We start from the raw sequence: 15,479 nt of genomic DNA, 5'->3' as shown, positions 1-15,479 counted from the left end.
GACTACGAATGAATCCGCTGGCGCGTTTTCTTGCGTTGGCCGGCTTTGCCGTGGCGCTGGCGAGCTGCCAGATGTTCATGCCGCCGGAAGTACAGGAGTCCGGCTTCCAGCCTTCCGACAAGCCGATCACGGTCGACAATGTCGGCGCCAACAACAAGCTCGCCGAACTGGCCAAGGCGCAGCACCCGCGCATTCTGGCGACTTATGGCGGTGAATATTCCGATCCCAAGCTTGAGCGCATGGTCGCCAAGGTGGTCGGCAATTTGACCGTGGTGTCGGCCAACCCGACGCAGACCTATCGCATCACCATCCTGAATTCGCCCAACGTCAACGCCTTCGCGCTGCCGGGCGGCTATCTCTACATCACCCGCGGCCTGCTGGCGCTGGCCAATGATTCGGCAGAGCTTGCCGCTGTCATCGCGCATGAGATGGGCCACGTCACCGCCAATCACGGCCTGCAGCGCCAGCAACTCGAGGCCGAGGAAGGCCTGGCGACCAAGGTGGTTTCCGATGTGCTCGGCGGCAGCCCGACCGCCAAGGCGGCGCTGATTCGGGGCAAGCTGAGGCTGGCGCAGTTCTCGCGCAACCAGGAGCTGGAAGCCGACGCCATCGGCATCAAATCGATCGGCGAAGCCGGTTACGATCCTTTCGCCGCCGGCCGCTTCCTGCAGTCGATGTCGGCCTATACGGACTTCCGTTCGATCAGCGGCGCCACCGACGCCAGCCTCGACTTCCTGGCCACGCACCCCAACACGCCGCAGCGCATCGATCTGGCGCAGCGCCTTGCCCGCCAATTCGGCGCGCCCGGCGTCGGTACGCGCGATCGCGATTCCTTCCTCGCCGGCATAGACGGCCTGCTCTATGGCGACACGCCCGAGGAAGGCTATGTGCGCGGCGAAACCTTCATGCATCCGGGCCTCGGCGTATCCTTCTCGGTGCCGCAGGGCTTCATCATCGACAATTCGGCCGCCGCGGTGACCGCAACCGGCCCCGGCGATATGGCGATCCGCTTCGACGGCGTCTCGATCGACAAGAACCGCGCGCTCACCGACTATATCCGCAGCGGCTGGGTGGCCGGCCTCGACGACAGCAGCGTGAGGCAGGAGACGATCAACGGCAACGAGGCGGCGACCGCGCATGCCGGCGCCGAAGGCTGGCAGTTCGACATTGCCGTGATCCGTGCCGGTGGCCAGGTCTACAGGCTGCTGACCGCGGCACCTTCGGCCAGCACCACGTTGGACACCGTGGCGCGTTCGGTCAGCGGCTCGTTCAGGATCCTCAGTGCTGCCGAAAAGGCTGCTTTGAAGCCACTGCACATCCGCGTCGTCACCGTCCAACCGGGCCAGACGATGGGTTCGCTTTCGGCCCAGATGGTTGGCGTCGACCGCAAGCTCGACCTGTTCCGCGTGCTAAATGCGCTGTCGCCGGGTGCCGCGGTTTCCGCCGGCGACAAGGTCAAGATCGTCACCGACAAGTAAGAGCCAGCCGGAAATTCATCCGCTGGACGTCTGTTGCGGATCAGGCGGCGGTCGCCATGAACTCCGGGTTCTGTTTCACCAGCGCGACCTTGAGCTTTTCCATGGCGCGGGCCTCGATCTGGCGGACACGTTCCTTGGAGATGCCGAGGGTTTCGCCGAGCGCTTCGAGTGTCGCGCCCTCGTCGTTCAGCCGACGTTCCTCGATGATCCGGAGCTCCCGCGCGTTGAGCGCGCGTAGCGCCTCCCTAAGCCAGAGCGAGCGGCGCGCGACATCGATCTTGTCGCCGACGATCTCGTCGGGCAGCGGATCGTCCGAGACCAGGAAATCCATGCGCTCGGTCGAACCCGCATCGTCGGCAACCGGCATGTTGAGCGAGGAGTCGGGCGCCGACAGCCGCGAATCCATCATCGCCACATCGGCTTCGGAGACGCCGAGTGCCTCCGACACTTCGCGGTAAAGCGTTGCGTTGGACAGCGGCTCGGTGCCATTCGCCAGTCGCGCGCGCAGACGCCGCAGGTTGAAGAACAGCGCCTTCTGCGCCGAACTGGTGCCGCCGCGCACGATCGACCAGTTGCGCAGGATGTAGTCCTGCATCGAGGCGCGGATCCACCACGTCGCATAGGTCGAAAACCGCACCTCGCGCTCCGGCTCGAAGCGGGCAGCGGCTTCAAGCAGGCCGACGTGGCCCTCCTGGATCAGATCGCCGAGCGGCAGGCCGTAGTGGCGGAATTTGGAAGCCATGGAAATGACCAGCCGCATATGGGCGACGGTGATGCTGTGCAACGCGTTCTGGTCGTTGTCCTCTTTCCAGAGCAATGCCAGCCGGTGCTCTTCGTCACGTTCGAGGTAGGGAGCCTTCATTGCCGCGCGGACCATGATCCGTCCTGCCGTGTCTTCCATCATGAGGCGCTCCCTGGGCGATGCGGATGACTTTGCAAACTCGGCTGGCGCCCGGGTTGAAATGGCGGCGTCGTGCCCTAGAACAGCCAGAACGTGCGGTGTGCGGGAATGGTTCCCTGGTTGTTGCCAGGCGGATCGTGTTGCTCGAACCATGTCCGCACGGGCGGGTAACGACTTCGAGTGCCGCCAAGAAACGCCATTTCGAGAATCTGATTTCAGAAATGTGCCATTTTTGAAATCATGTTCCTTATTTTTTCCGGTTGCATCTGTCAGTTTCCAGCTCTCACAACGTGCCGGATATCAGGCCAAGGACGGGATCACAGAAAAATGAAATGGCTCAAGTCGCTCATCGTCGCCGGAACGCTGCAGGCTCTGGCCGTCACCGCGGGCCATGCCGGCGCCAATCTCGACCAGATCAAGCATGCCGGGGTGATCAAGGTCGGTACGGAAGGCACCTATGCGCCATTCACCTATCATGACACTTCCGGCGCGCTGGTCGGCTTCGATGTCGAGATCGCCAAGGCGATCGGCGACAAGCTCGGTGTCGAGGTGGAGTTCCTCGAAGGCAAGTGGGACGGGCTGATCGCCGGCCTCGACGCCAATCGCTATGACGCTGTGATCAACGAAGTCGGCATCACCGACGCCCGCAAGGCCAAGTACGATTTCTCCGATCCCTACATCGCCTCCAAGGCGGTGCTGATCGTGCGCGGCGACAATACCGACATCAAGACGTTCGCCGATCTCAAGGGCAAGAAGTCGGCGCAGTCGCTGACCTCGAATTTCGGCAAGCTGGCCGAGGCGAACGGCGCCGAATTGGTCGGCACCGATGGCTTCGACCAGTCGATCCAGCTGCTTTTGACCGGCCGTGCCGACGCCACCATCAATGACAGCCTGTCGTTCCTCGACTTCAAGAAGCACAAGCCCGACGCCAATGTAAAGATTGCCGCGCAAGAAGAAAACGCCGACTATTCCGGCGTCATCGTGCGCAAGGGCGATCCGGAACTTGTTGCGGCGATCAACAAGGCACTGGCCGACATAAAGGCCGACGGCACCTATCAGAAGATCGCAGACACCTATTTCGGCCAGGACGTTTCGAAGTAATCCTGTGAGGCGGGCCGGTCTCCCGGCCCACCAGACATATCAAGCGGCGGACCGTCTTTGACCGGCCGCCGCTTTTGTCGTGATATGTCCGACGCATTCACGCCTCGATGAGCCGCCTCGACCATTGGAGAATCTTACGTGACGCACTGGCTGCAACTGATGCTGGAGTCGCTGTCTTCGCTGTTGTGGGCGGCGCTGATCTTCACCGTGCCGCTGACGCTGTTGTCCTTCGCTCTCGGCTTGACGGTCGGCCTGGGTGCCGCGCTCGCCCGGCTGTTTGGACCGAAGCCCCTGGTCGCGCTGGTGCGCTTCTATGTCTGGATTTTTCGCGGCACGCCGCTCCTGGTTCAGCTGTTCCTGATCTTCTACGGCCTGCCGTCGGTCGGCATCCTGCTCGACGCCTTCACGGCGGCGTTGATCGGCTTCACGCTCAACATCGGCGCCTACACGTCGGAAATCATCCGCGCTGCGATAGGCTCGGTGCCGAAGGGCCAGTGGGAGGCAGCCCATTCGATCGGCATGACTTGGAGCCAGGCGATGCGGCGCACGATTCTCCCACAAGCGGGCCGCGTCGCGGTGCCGCCGCTCTCCAATACTTTCATCTCGCTGGTCAAGGATACGTCGCTGGCGGCCGCGATAACCGTGCCGGAAATGTTCCAGGCGGCGCAGCGCATCGTCGCCACCACCTATGAGCCGCTGATCCTCTATGTCGAGGCGGCGATCCTCTATCTGGCGATGAGTTCGGTGCTGTCAGCCTTGCAGACGCGGCTGGAAACCCGGCTCAACCGCTATGGCGGCTTCCTGGAGGCGCGCTCATGATCGGCCTCACCAACATCGAGAAACGCTTCGGCGACAATCTTGTGCTGAAGGGCGTGACGGTCACCATTGCCGAAGGCAGCGTCACGGCGCTGGTCGGGCCGTCGGGCGGGGGAAAAAGCACTCTTCTGCGCTGCATCAACCTCTTGGAGATCCCGACCTCGGGCACGGTGCGCATCGGTGACGAGGCGCTGGAATTCCACCCCGGCGGCAGGGTTCCGTCCAGGGATATCCAGCGCCTGCGGCTGCAGACCGGCATGGTGTTCCAGAACTTCCAGCTGTTTCCGCATCGCACCGCGATCGAAAATGTCATGGAAGGGCTGGTGACGGTGCTGAAATGGCCGCCGGAGAGGGCACGCCAGCGGGCGCTCGCCCTGCTGGAAAAAGTAGGGATGGTGCACAAGGCGGATGCCTGGCCGGCGACACTGTCGGGCGGCCAGCAGCAGCGCGTGGCGATCGCTCGTGCCTTGGCGCCGTCGCCGAAAGTGCTGCTCTGCGACGAGCCGACCTCGGCGCTTGACCCGGAACTGGCGCAAGAGGTGGTCGACGTGCTCGGCAAGCTCGCCAGCGAAGGCACGACCATGGTGATGGCGACGCATGACCTGCGCCTCGCCTCCAAGATCGCCCAGGAAGTGGTGTTCCTCGATGCCGGCGTCATTGTCGAGAAGGGGCCGGCGGAGGTGCTGTTCGGCAATCCGGAGCACCAGCGGACCAAGCGGTTCATTGCGACGCTGAAGCAGGAGGCGATGAAGGAAGCTGGCGGCGAGCCGTAAGCGCGGTCCTCGCTTCAGCCTTATCCTCCCAAAAGCAAAAAACCCGGCGCAAGGCCGGGTTTTTCATGAATTTAAAGGCGGAAAAGCTCAGGCAGCTTCTTCCTGCTCGGCTTCCTCATTGTCGGCCTTGGCGCCACGCTTAGGGCCCTTGTTGAGGTTGACCTCGATCAGGCGCACGGCTTCGGTTTCCGACATGCGGTTGACGGCCGCGATCTCGCGGGCCATGCGGTCGAGCGCCGCCTCGTAGAGCTGGCGTTCGGAATAGGACTGCTCCGGCTGGTTGTCGGCGCGATAGAGGTCGCGCACAACTTCCGAGATCGAGATCAGGTCGCCGGAATTGATCTTCGCATCATATTCCTGGGCGCGGCGCGACCACATGGTGCGCTTGACGCGGGCGCGGCCCTGCACGACCTTCAGCGCGCGCTCGACATAATCCTCTTCCGACAGCTTGCGCATACCGATGGAGGTCGCCTTGGCGACCGGCACCTTCAGGCGCATCTTGTCCTTCGAGAAGTCGATGACGAATAGTTCCAGCTTATGTCCAGCAACTTCCTGCTCGTCGATCGACACGATCTGGCCGACCCCGTGCGCCGGATAGACGATGTACTCGCCGGTCTTGAAACCGTGACGCGCAGCGGTGGACTTCTTCTGCGGGGTGATCGTAGCCATTACGCCCTGAACTCCTTGTTGTGGTACCGGCGTCCTGCCGGCCCGAACTCGCGCGATCGGGGGAGCCGATCGTTTGCCGCACAACAGATGACCCATCGGAAAAACCGGACCGGCAAACGCAATATTGCGGCCGCCTGGCCCAGATCGCTCTGGTCCGAATGGGATTTTCACCTTTCAGTGATTTGGGGCGTCTGCGCCATAAATCGACGTTGTGTCACCGGCATGTTTGGTTGATGTAACACAAAAAGTCGGAAGAATCAAGGTTTTGCTGCATAAGCGAAGGCCACAGGTCAGCGCCGCCTGTCAAGGCGGTTATTGTGACGTGCTTCTTACCCTGCGCAGTACCGGCCTTTGCGGCCGTGTTGTCAATCGCCTTCGCCGGGCTCGGCCGAGAAGTATTTCTCGAACTTGCCGGCCTCGCCGTCGAAGGATTTGGCGTCTGCCGGAGGCTCCTTCTTTGCGGTGATGTTGGGCCATTTATCGGCGTATTCGGTGTTGATCCGCAGCCATTTGTCGAGCCCCGGCTCGGTGTCGGGCTTGATCGCGTCGGCCGGGCATTCCGGCTCGCAAACGCCGCAGTCGATGCACTCGTCGGGATGGATGACGAGCATGTTCTCGCCTTCGTAGAAACAGTCGACCGGACAGACCTCGATGCAGTCCATGTATTTGCATTTGATGCAATTGTCGGTCACGACATAGGTCATCGGTCGGCTCCGGGAGTCCCATTTTGTTGGGCTTTTTCCGTCAGGTAACGCCTTTATCGGCCGCTTGCAAGGGCAGCCATTGCGGCCGGTGCCGGTGTTTCCGGAATGGAATTCCAGACGGCGGGCCCGGCGGAAGTCGGTCATGTCCCGTAGAGCGTCTTGTTTGCTGGGTTCAGTTTTGCCTCAAGCGTGTCGTTGTCCCAAAACAGCCGCGCGTGTTAGGTGCGACAGGCATCAGTCTTCACCAAGCAAGCGGTCGGTCTGGCGGCGTTCCTTCTTGGTCGGGCGGCCGCTGCCGGCCTCGCGCAGCGCCGGTATCGCATCGGCAGGGGCTTCGCCCTTTGGCGCGGGCGGCGGCGAGATATCCTCGTACAGCGTGCGTGCCTCCTCGGCCGGGCCACGCCGCACCCCGGCGCCGAGCACCTTCCAGACGAAGATGCGCCGCTCGAGCGTGATGGTCAGCACGTCGCCGGGCTTGACCAGATCGGAGGCCTGCGCTGCTTTGTCGCGATTGATGCGAACCCGGCCGGCGACCACCAGTTTCGCCGCCAGCGAGCGTGATTTCACCGCGCGCGAGAAGAACAGCCATTTGTCGATGCGTTGGCGGCCTTCGACGACCATCGAGGCGAGCCGAGGCTACTTCTTCAGCTGGTCGCGCAAAGCGGCGAGCTTGGCAAAGGGCGAGTCCGGATCGAAGCGCACCGGGCGCTCCTCGCGCGGCTTCGGCTGGAAAGCGGGCTTGCCGCCTTGCGGACCACCCTTGCCATCCGGCCTGCCGCCCTTCCAGTCGGGACGGCCTTCGCGGCGGTCGGGGCGCTCGCCTTGCGGCCGGCCGTCACGCCGCTGTTCGCCTTCGGCCTGCGGCTTGGGCTTGAACTTCGAGCGATCGAAGCGCGGCTTGCCGGCACCGTCGCGCCGGCCCTCATGGGCCGGACGTTCTCCGGGTGCAGCCGTAGCCGATGCGCCGGCGGCATCCGCGGGCGCATCGCTTCGGCCGCGCGCTTGTCCGTTGCGTGGGCGATTGTTCCTGCGGTTGTCGTCGCGGTTGCGCGGGCGCTGTTCGAAACGACCCTGACGCCACAACAGGATGGGTTTTGGCGCTTCGGCTTCCGGCACAGGTTCGCCGACCGCTGCTTCTGCCGTCGCGGCAGGTTCGTCTGGCGCGGCGTCCGTTACGAGCGCGGCATCCGACGCCAGCTCGGCCGGTGCGGCTTCTTCTGCCGGCGCGGCTTCAATCTCGGGAGTTTCAGCCTCTGCCCGCGGCTCAGCCGGCGCGGGTTCGGCGTTCCCTGCAACAATCTCGGCTACCGGCGCTTCGTCCTGCTCGGTTTCGGCCGGAGTATCCGCCTGTTCTGCCACCTCGGGCACGGCAGGTTCCGCCGCGGCGTCCGCGACGATTTCGGCGGGACTTTCGGCCGCGGTTTCCGAAGCGGCCACTGCGTCCGATGCCGGCTCCGAACCTCCGACCGCTGCTTCCGCGGCCGCATCGGTTGCCGCTGCTTCCGCCGTCTTGGCCTGCTCCGCGCGCGCTGTCTCTTCAGCTGCAAGCTTCGCCGCCGCGGCCTCGCGTGCGGCAATGTCCTGTGCCTCGAGCCGCGCCTTCACTTCAGCCGGCGGCTTCGGCTCGGCACGGTAGCCGAGACCCTTGAGGATTTCTTCCATGTCGTCGGCGGTGGCGCCGAGGATCGACATCATCGGCGGCGTCACCATGAAGGACTGGCCATCATAGGCCCCGTCCGGACGCTGGCCGAGGCCGGGCTTCCAGTTGGTCGCGGGACGGATCAGGTCGGCCAGCCGTTCCAGGATGTCGATACGCACGGCGCGGCGGCCGAGATTGCGGTAGCCCGCCAGCTTGTAGAAGGTCTTGTCGAAGGCTGGGTCGATGACCACGGAGGTGCGGCCGGAGGCGAGGGCGTGAACCACGTCGCCAAAGCCGGGCTTGTCCTTGCCGTCATTCTTCAGCGCCCACAGCAGCGTCACAAGCCCGGCGGGTGCCGGCTTGATCAGCGCCGGCACGAAAACATGGTAGGCGCCGAAGCGCACGCCGAGCCGGCGAAGCGCGGCGCGACCTTCCTGGTCGAGCGACTTCATCTCCTCGGCGATGTCGCGGCGGTTGATGAGGCCGAAATTCTCGACCAGTTGGAAGGCGATGCCACGGCCGATGCCAGAAATCTGGTCGGCATTCTTCAGGTCGACCAGCGGCTTCAGCAGCGACTCGATCTGGAAATTGACGAACCGCTCGGCACGCGCGGCGACCTTGTCGCGCGCCGGGCCGGTCAGCTGTTCGTCGGCCAGCAGCACCAGGCGCGGCTTCAGCGCGTCTTCGCCCGCGACCAGTGTGCCGATCGGCGCGCCGATCCAGCGCAGCGTGCCATCCGAGCCAAGCGCGATGTCGCCATTGGCCGAGGCGCCGAAGCGTTCGGCGCGCGCCTCGAACTCGGCGGCCAGCGCCTTCTGGGCGGCGGTGCGCACCGCCTTGGCGTCTTCACCGCCGGCGGTTTGATCAGCGGTGAAGCGGAACCCTTGCAACTCGCCGACATGGTGGCCTTCGACAAGGACGGTTCCGGTAGGACTAATTTCGGCTTCAGGCATGGTATTTTCTCTAAGGCGCCGCATGAGGACGGAAGTCCTGCGGTCTACGAAGCGTTTCGTCAACCGCTCATGCAGCGCATCCGACAATCTGTCTTCGATTTCGCGCGTCTTTTCCTGCCAGTGTGCCTGATCGGCCAGCCAACCGGGCCGGTTCGACACGAATGTCCAGGTGCGGATCTGGGCAATGCGATGCGACAGCGTGTCGATGTCGCCCTCGGTGGTGTCGGCGCGGCGCACCTGCTCGGCCATGTAATTCTCGTCGACATGGCCATGCCGTGCAAGGTCGGTGTAGATCGAAGCAACGAGGTCTGCATGTTGGGCCGGCGCGATCCTGCGGTAATCGGGCAGTGCGCAGGCTTCCCACAGCAGCGCAACGCGTTTGGCATTGCTGGCAAGAGCGCGGATGTCTTCATCGCGGGACAGATATTCAAGCGCCTGCGCGTCGACCGCGGGCAGCGCGCGCGTCAGCCCTTCGACCGGGGCATTGGTTTCGATCGAGCGCTTCAGCGCATCGAGGCTGGCGAAGTCGAAACGCGCGGTGCGCCATTGCAGCACCTTCGCCGGATCGAAATCATGGCCTTCGATCTTCTTGACCAGTTCCTCATCCAGCGGGTCGACCTGGCCGGTGACGCCAAAGGTGCCGTCGCGCAGGTGCCGACCGGCGCGGCCGGCGATCTGGCCAAGCTCGGCCGCCGTCAGGTTGCGATACTGATAACCATCGAACTTCCGGTTCTGGGCGAAGGCGACGTGATCGAGATCGAGGTTGAGGCCCATGCCGATGGCGTCGGTGGCGATGAGATAGTCGACATCGCCGGACTGAAACAATGCCACTTGGGCGTTGCGGGTGCGCGGGCTTAGCGCGCCGAGCACGACGGCGGCACCGCCCTGTTGGCGGCGGATCAGTTCGGCTATGGCGTAGACCTCGTCGGCCGAGAAGGCGACGATCGCAGTGCGCCGCGGCAGCCGTGTCAGTTTCTTGGGGCCGGCATAGGCAAGATGCGACAGCCTCGGCCGCGTCACCACAGAGACGCCTCTCAGCAGGCGCTGCAAAATGCCGTGCATGGTGGCGGCACCGAGCAGCAACGTTTCCTGGCGGCCGCGCAGATGCAGGATACGGTCGGTGAAGATGTGTCCGCGCTCGAGGTCGCCGGCAAGCTGCACCTCGTCGATGGCGACGAAGGCGGCATCGGTCTCGCGCGGCATGGCCTCGACGGTGCAGACCGAATATTTCGCGCCCGCCGGCTGGATCTTTTCCTCGCCGGTGATCAGCGCGACCTTGTGAGCGCCAACCTTTTCGCAGACGCGGGCATAGACCTCGCGCGCCAGCAGCCTGAGCGGCAGGCCGATGATGCCACTCTCATGAGCCACCATGCGCTCGATGGCGAGATGGGTCTTGCCGGTGTTGGTGGGCCCAAGCACGGCGGTCACGTCGCGGCCAGACAGGATTAGCGGCTCAGTGTGTTTCGGCTGGATGTTCATCGACCCTGGGAATAAGGCTTTCTGGCCTCTGGTTGTCGGGAGCGTGCCTCACGTGGCGCGTATGACAGGCGACACATAGGGATTTCGGGCGCGAAGCGAAAGCGGAATGTTCCACCGCCGGCCAGAAGGTGTTTTTGTCAAGCTCTCAATCGGCCGCGGATTAACGGATAGAACGAGTCTGGAACGAATCGGCGACGAATCAGTGACTCGGCCAGATTCAGCTTTTGTTCACGGCTACATGTGGATTTTGCGACCAGGAGTCGCACCACATGCTGAATCGCTGAACTGGCCCGTTTTATGCTAAGAGGGTGCAAGGGGGCGTTGCTGTTAACCTTTGCCGAGAAACGATCATGATGGCTTGGTATGCCTCGCTCAAGCTTATGAAATTGTTGATCTTTCCTAATCCGCGTTAAGGAATTGGCAGGCGATTCCAGCTGTCGCCGTTAACGTTCCGGTCAAAGCCGGAACGAATCGGCGACGAATCAGGATGCCGGAATATTCTTGGTTTGTTCACCCCAATATCTTGTGTTGTGAACAGCTTATCCACCGAGAATCCACAGGCTTGGGAACCGGTTTCGCACAGGGCGGCCAGCCGCTATTAACCTCTGCGTACCGGATTGGGTCAGCACCCGACGAGGGCATGTCGAAAGGATCAGGCCCGGCAACGAAAAAACGGGCCGGCGGGCTGGCCCGTCGGTCTGTCCGCCCGCACCGCCCGTCATCAGACGAAATACTGGCCGCCATTGGCCGTGATGGTCGAGCCGGTGATGAAGCCGGCATCCTCGGAAGCGAGGAAAACGACGCAGCGCGCGATTTCTTCGGGCTCGCCGAGGCGGCCGACGGGGATCTGCGGGATGATCCGCTCGTTGAGCACCTTCTCGTCGATAGCCTTGACCATCTCGGTGGCGATGTAGCCGGGGCAGATGACGTTGACGGTGATGCCCGCGCGCGCCCCCTCTTGAGCCAGAGCTTTGCTGAAACCGATGTCGCCGGCCTTGGCGGCGGAATAGTTGACCTGGCCGGCCTGGCCCTTCTGGCCGTTGATCGAGGAGATCGTGATGACGCGGCCGAACTTGCGGTCGCGCATGCCGCTCCACAGCGGATGCGTCATGTTGAAGACGCCGGACAGGTTGGTGTCGATGACCTCTTTCCACTGTTCGCGCGTGATCTTGTGGAACATGGCGTCTCGGGTGATGCCGGCATTGTTGACCAGCACCGAGACCGGGCCGAGATCGGCCTCGACCTGTTTGATGCCGGTGGTGCAGGCATCATAGTCGGCGACCGACCATTTGTAGACCGGGATACCGGTTTCGGCCTTGAATTTCGCCGCCGCGTCGTCATTGCCGGCGTAGTTCGCGGCAACCGAATAGCCGGCGGTCTTCAATGCGATCGAGATCGCCGCGCCGATACCGCGCGATCCGCCCGTGACGATTGCTACCTTGGTCATAATGTTCCTCCCTTTGGTCGGGAGCGAATAGCGAGTGGCTAATAGCGAGTAGGGATTTGATGTCCCGTCGCGCTGACGCCATTCTTCCCTATTCGCTACTCGCTATTTGCTTTTCTTCAGATTGCCTCCACGCACATGGCGACGCCCATGCCGCCGCCGATGCAGAGCGTAGCGAGGCCCTTCTTGGCGCCACGGCGGCGCATCTCGAAGACCAGCGTGTTGAAGATGCGGGCGCCAGATGCGCCGATCGGGTGGCCGATGGCGATGGCGCCGCCATTGACGTTGACGATCGAGGGATCCCAGCCCATGTCCTTGTTGACGGCGCAGGCTTGCGCCGCAAAGGCTTCATTGGCCTCGATCAGGTCGAGGTCGCCGACCGACCAGCCAGCCTTTTCCAATGCCTTGCGCGAGGCAGGAATAGGTCCGGTGCCCATGATCTGCGGGTCGACGCCGGCGGTTGCCCAGGACACGATACGCGCCAGCGGGGTGATGCCACGTCTCACCGCTTCCGCTTCGCTCATCAGCACAGCACCCGCGGCGCCGTCATTGATGCCGGAGGCGTTGGCGGCGGTCACCGTGCCGTCCTTGTCGAAAGCCGGCCTCAGCTTGGTCATGGCGTCGATCGTGGCACCGTGGCGGATGTATTCGTCCTGGTCGACAATGGTGTCGCCCTTCTTGCCCTTGATAGTGACGGCGACGATCTCGTCCTTGAATTTGCCGGCCTTCTGCGCGGCCTCGGCCTTGTTCTGCGAGGCCAGCGCGAACTGGTCCTGGTCGTCGCGGGTGATCTGGAACTGGCGCGCGACGTTTTCGGCGGTGTTGCCCATGTGATAGCCGTTGAAGGCATCCCACAGTCCGTCCTTGATCATAGTGTCGATCAGCTTGAAGTCGCCCATCTTGACGCCTGCGCGCAGGTGCTGGGCATGCGTCGAAAGCGACATCGATTCCTGGCCGCCCGCGATGATCACCTTAGCGTCGCCGGTGGCGATCTGCTGCATGCCGAGCGCAATGGCGCGCAGACCCGAGCCGCAAACCTGATTCAGGCCCCAGGCGGTGGTTTCCTTGGGCAGGCCGGCATTGATCGATGCCTGGCGGGCCGGGTTCTGACCCTGCGCCGCGGTCAGCACCTGACCGAGGATGACCTCGTCGACCTCGCCTGGTTCGACACCGGCGCGCGACAGCAATTCCCTGATGACGACGGCACCGAGCTCATGTGCCGGGGTGGCGGCGAAGGCGCCGTTGAAGGAGCCGACCGGCGTGCGTGCGGCGCTGGCGACAACGATGGAATTGGCAGAGGTCATTTTCTTCTCCGGACTTCGAGCTGTCGTTTTTTTGGGCGTTGTTGGCGACTTTTCTTGCCCTTTCCATGATCCAAGTCAAACCGGAAATGGGCATGGCGCCCATGCGCCACAAGCGGGTCGTGCCTCGCCGGGGCGGCAGTTCCCTCATTGCTGCGCAGCATATTTTTTGCCCGCTATGCAGCATTTAATGATCCCGCACTGCACAAACTGCTTGGAATTGTGAGGCTTTTGCGCATATCCTCAAAAAAAAGGCACAATCGCTATCGGCGGCTTACTCAGAGGCGCGCCGGTGTCCCCGGGAGGATGTAGATGGCCGCTAAAGACGATCCGATCATCATCAAGAAATATGCCAATCGCCGCCTCTACAACACCGGTACCAGCACCTATGTGACGCTCGAGGACCTCGCCGAGATGGTCAAGAAGGGCGAGGAGTTCACCGTCCAGGACGCCAAGACCGGTGACGACATCACGCATCCGGTGCTGACCCAGATCATCTTCGAGCTGGAGAACAAGGATGGGCAGAACATGCTGCCGATCCCGTTCCTGCGCCAGCTGATCGCCTATTACGGCGACCAGATGCAGATGATCGTGCCGAGCTTCCTCGAGCAGTCGATGCTCGCCTTCTCCAAGGAGCAGGAACGCTTTCGCGAGCAGATGAAGGGTGCGCTCGGCAAGTCGCCGCTGGACATGATGAAAATCACCACGCCGATCAAGGCACTGGAGGAGCAGACGCGCCGCAACATGGAAATGTTCCAGAATGCGATGCGGCTGTTCACGCCGTTTCCGCCCGCGGGCACCGCGCCAGGGGCTGCACCGACGCCCGAGCCGGCCAGGAAGGAAACGCCTGACAAGCCCGACGACCTGCAGGAGTTGAAGGACCAGATCGCGGCCATGCAGCGCAAGCTCGACACGATGTCTTGACGCGTTCGGATCGAAAGATCCGATAGCTGCGGCGCATCGGGTCGCTGCCCGTTCCATCTTTTCCGAAGACCGGTACCCCTTTTCGGCCCTATGGCAGCACTCCCACATAACGGCCGCGCGGCCTGATAAGGCCTCCGCTTGTTATCTGTTCGACCGTGTGCGCGGCCCAGCCGACGCTGCGTGCGAGCGCGAACAAGCGGAACGGTGCATCGCGCGGCAAGCCAAGGTTGCGCGTCAGCGCGGCCAGCCCAAAGTCTATGTTGGGAAGCGCGCCGGTCGCGGCAAGGGCAGCGTCGCGCAGCGACGATAGTGTGCCGTCGACCTCGATCACCGACAGCAGCGCCTCCGCCCGTGGATCGCCGTCGGGATAAAGCTGGTGACCGAACCCCGGCAACGGTCGGTCATGGCTGAGCCAGCGCCGGATCGTCGCATCGGCGCCATGCCGTGCCGCATCCTCGGCCAGTTGCATCACCGCCTCGCCGGCGCCGCCATGGCGAGGGCCTGACAGGGTCGCAAGCCCAGCGAGCAGGCAGGCGGCCAGCGGCGCGCCGGTCGAGGCCGCGACGCGGGCGGCGAAGGTCGACGCGTTCAGTTCGTGATCGGCAAGCAAGACAAGCGCTCGGCGGATCGCATCCGCCCCGCCACCATCCACCGACCAGCGCTGTGCCAGCCGTTGATGGATTGGCTCTAATCCCGCCGACGTGCCCAAGGCACTGGCCAGCACGCCGACCACGTGCGCGGCATCGGCATGCAGCGACGCGGCGCTGCGCCCGAGCGACGGGCGCCCTTGGCCGGCAAGCACCGCAAGTCGCGCAAAGGCCGCGGCCCGGCCAGCTTGATAGGGCTCCTCCAGCAACGGCGCTTCGAAAGCCACCGGTTTGGGCAGAGCCCAGAGCACCGCGGCTGTTTCTTCCAGCGTGGCATTCTCGGAAAGCGCGGCGGCGTCCTGGCCACGATAGACAAGGCGACCGTGCGAGACGGTCGAAATCGCCGTAGCGATCGACGGCTCGCCCCAGGCGATCGAACTTTCGGCGATTGCCGAGGGACTTCTTCCACGTGCCCTCCGCGTTGCCAGCGCCGCTATGTCGTCGGCACGATACTGGCTGCGGCGCGGATCGGCGCGGTCGGGCCGCATGCCGATGCGCCCACGGCTGACATAGGCGTACAGCGTCTGCGCCCGCACCTGGAGACGCTCAAGCGCTTCCTCTCGCGACAGCCACTCGGACATATCGAACTCTCATATTGATTCTATTGATCAAGATTGATGGCGGTGTTGCCCAGCCTTATCTCCAATCGC

At 63.5% G+C, this 15,479-nt stretch carries 13 protein-coding genes; 5 read left to right on the top strand and 8 right to left on the bottom strand.

Annotation, left to right across the window (positions count from 1 at the left end; all coding sequences use genetic code 11):
• Window positions 1-8 precede the first annotated feature (8 nt).
• The gene (locus tag NKH19_RS04510) at window positions 9-1,478 is read left to right on the top strand and encodes a M48 family metalloprotease (RefSeq protein ID WP_352878381.1); all 1,470 of its coding nucleotides are present in this window, start codon (window positions 9-11) and stop codon (window positions 1,476-1,478) included.
• 40 nt (window positions 1,479-1,518) lie between these two features.
• Here the strand turns inward: NKH19_RS04510 and NKH19_RS04505 are convergent, their stop codons facing one another.
• A complete protein-coding gene (locus NKH19_RS04505) occupies window positions 1,519-2,382 on the bottom strand; it encodes an RNA polymerase factor sigma-32 (RefSeq protein ID WP_352864824.1) in 864 nt (287 codons plus the stop codon).
• A gap of 324 nt (window positions 2,383-2,706) precedes the next feature.
• Here NKH19_RS04505 and NKH19_RS04500 point away from each other — a divergent pair, with 324 nt between their 5' ends.
• From NKH19_RS04500 to NKH19_RS04490, 3 genes are all read left to right on the top strand, one after another.
• Entirely contained in the window at window positions 2,707-3,480 is a 774-nt protein-coding gene (locus tag NKH19_RS04500) for an amino acid ABC transporter substrate-binding protein (RefSeq protein WP_352864821.1), read from the top strand.
• A 138-nt stretch (window positions 3,481-3,618) separates the two neighbouring features.
• Window positions 3,619-4,299 carry an amino acid ABC transporter permease gene (locus NKH19_RS04495; RefSeq protein WP_352864818.1) on the top strand — a complete coding sequence of 227 codons (681 nt, stop codon included), beginning with the start codon at window positions 3,619-3,621 and terminating at the stop codon, window positions 4,297-4,299.
• Window positions 4,296-5,069, top strand: coding sequence for an amino acid ABC transporter ATP-binding protein (locus NKH19_RS04490; protein ID WP_352864815.1), 774 nt, complete (start codon window positions 4,296-4,298; stop codon window positions 5,067-5,069). The genes NKH19_RS04495 and NKH19_RS04490 overlap by 4 nt, the downstream gene beginning before the upstream one ends.
• Before the next feature lie 87 nt (window positions 5,070-5,156).
• On the opposite strand, the gene NKH19_RS04485 is transcribed toward NKH19_RS04490, so the two are convergent.
• The 6 genes from NKH19_RS04485 to NKH19_RS04460 all read right to left on the bottom strand — a co-directional run bounded on the left by NKH19_RS04485 (window position 5,157) and on the right by NKH19_RS04460 (window position 13,261).
• On the bottom strand, window positions 5,157-5,738 hold the full coding sequence (locus tag NKH19_RS04485) for a CarD family transcriptional regulator (RefSeq protein WP_013529179.1): 582 nt from the start codon (window positions 5,736-5,738) through the stop codon (window positions 5,157-5,159).
• Between the two features lie 365 nt (window positions 5,739-6,103).
• Window positions 6,104-6,442 (bottom strand): ferredoxin FdxA, encoded by a 339-nt coding sequence (gene fdxA / locus NKH19_RS04480; protein ID WP_352864812.1) that lies wholly within the window; start codon window positions 6,440-6,442, stop codon window positions 6,104-6,106.
• Window positions 6,443-6,676: 234 nt separating this feature from the next.
• A complete protein-coding gene (locus NKH19_RS04475; RefSeq protein ID WP_352864810.1) occupies window positions 6,677-7,063 on the bottom strand; it encodes an RNA-binding S4 domain-containing protein in 387 nt (128 codons plus the stop codon).
• Between the two features lie 15 nt (window positions 7,064-7,078).
• A complete protein-coding gene (locus NKH19_RS04470; protein WP_352864807.1) occupies window positions 7,079-10,513 on the bottom strand; it encodes a helicase-related protein in 3,435 nt (1,144 codons plus the stop codon).
• Window positions 10,514-11,234: 721 nt separating this feature from the next.
• A complete protein-coding gene (gene phbB, locus NKH19_RS04465; protein ID WP_352864805.1) occupies window positions 11,235-11,960 on the bottom strand; it encodes an acetoacetyl-CoA reductase in 726 nt (241 codons plus the stop codon).
• A gap of 116 nt (window positions 11,961-12,076) precedes the next feature.
• On the bottom strand, window positions 12,077-13,261 hold the full coding sequence (locus NKH19_RS04460) for an acetyl-CoA C-acetyltransferase (RefSeq protein WP_352864803.1): 1,185 nt from the start codon (window positions 13,259-13,261) through the stop codon (window positions 12,077-12,079).
• A 309-nt stretch (window positions 13,262-13,570) separates the two neighbouring features.
• On the opposite strand from NKH19_RS04460, the gene phaR reads away from it, so the two are divergent.
• Entirely contained in the window at window positions 13,571-14,182 is a 612-nt protein-coding gene (gene phaR / locus NKH19_RS04455; protein WP_352864801.1) for a polyhydroxyalkanoate synthesis repressor PhaR, read from the top strand.
• 88 nt (window positions 14,183-14,270) lie between these two features.
• On the opposite strand, the gene NKH19_RS04450 is transcribed toward phaR, so the two are convergent.
• A complete protein-coding gene (locus tag NKH19_RS04450) occupies window positions 14,271-15,410 on the bottom strand; it encodes a citrate/2-methylcitrate synthase (RefSeq protein ID WP_352864799.1) in 1,140 nt (379 codons plus the stop codon).
• Between the last annotated feature and the right edge of the window lie 69 nt (window positions 15,411-15,479).

The organism is Mesorhizobium sp. M1338 (assembly GCF_040318045.1).
Lineage (GTDB): Bacteria > Pseudomonadota > Alphaproteobacteria > Rhizobiales > Rhizobiaceae > Mesorhizobium.
Note: the sequence above shows the minus strand (reverse complement) of the source record. Positions and strands in the feature narration are given on the sequence as shown.

Bases quoted from the DNA above. Each gene is read 5' to 3' on its own strand.
- NKH19_RS04505 (WP_352864824.1), bottom strand. From the start codon at position 2,382: ATGATGGAAGACACGGCAGGACGGATCATGGTCCGCGCGGCAATGAAG.
- phbB (WP_352864805.1), bottom strand. From the start codon at position 11,960: ATGACCAAGGTAGCAATCGTCACGGGCGGATCGCGCGGTATCGGCGCG.
- NKH19_RS04460 (WP_352864803.1), bottom strand. From the start codon at position 13,261: ATGACCTCTGCCAATTCCATCGTTGTCGCCAGCGCCGCACGCACGCCG.
- NKH19_RS04510 (WP_352878381.1), top strand. From the start codon at position 9: ATGAATCCGCTGGCGCGTTTTCTTGCGTTGGCCGGCTTTGCCGTGGCG.
- phaR (WP_352864801.1), top strand. From the start codon at position 13,571: ATGGCCGCTAAAGACGATCCGATCATCATCAAGAAATATGCCAATCGC.
- NKH19_RS04470 (WP_352864807.1), bottom strand. From the start codon at position 10,513: ATGAACATCCAGCCGAAACACACTGAGCCGCTAATCCTGTCTGGCCGC.
- NKH19_RS04500 (WP_352864821.1), top strand. From the start codon at position 2,707: ATGAAATGGCTCAAGTCGCTCATCGTCGCCGGAACGCTGCAGGCTCTG.
- NKH19_RS04475 (WP_352864810.1), bottom strand. From the start codon at position 7,063: ATGGTCGTCGAAGGCCGCCAACGCATCGACAAATGGCTGTTCTTCTCG.
- NKH19_RS04450 (WP_352864799.1), bottom strand. From the start codon at position 15,410: ATGTCCGAGTGGCTGTCGCGAGAGGAAGCGCTTGAGCGTCTCCAGGTG.
- fdxA (WP_352864812.1), bottom strand. From the start codon at position 6,442: ATGACCTATGTCGTGACCGACAATTGCATCAAATGCAAATACATGGAC.
- NKH19_RS04490 (WP_352864815.1), top strand. From the start codon at position 4,296: ATGATCGGCCTCACCAACATCGAGAAACGCTTCGGCGACAATCTTGTG.
- NKH19_RS04485 (WP_013529179.1), bottom strand. From the start codon at position 5,738: ATGGCTACGATCACCCCGCAGAAGAAGTCCACCGCTGCGCGTCACGGT.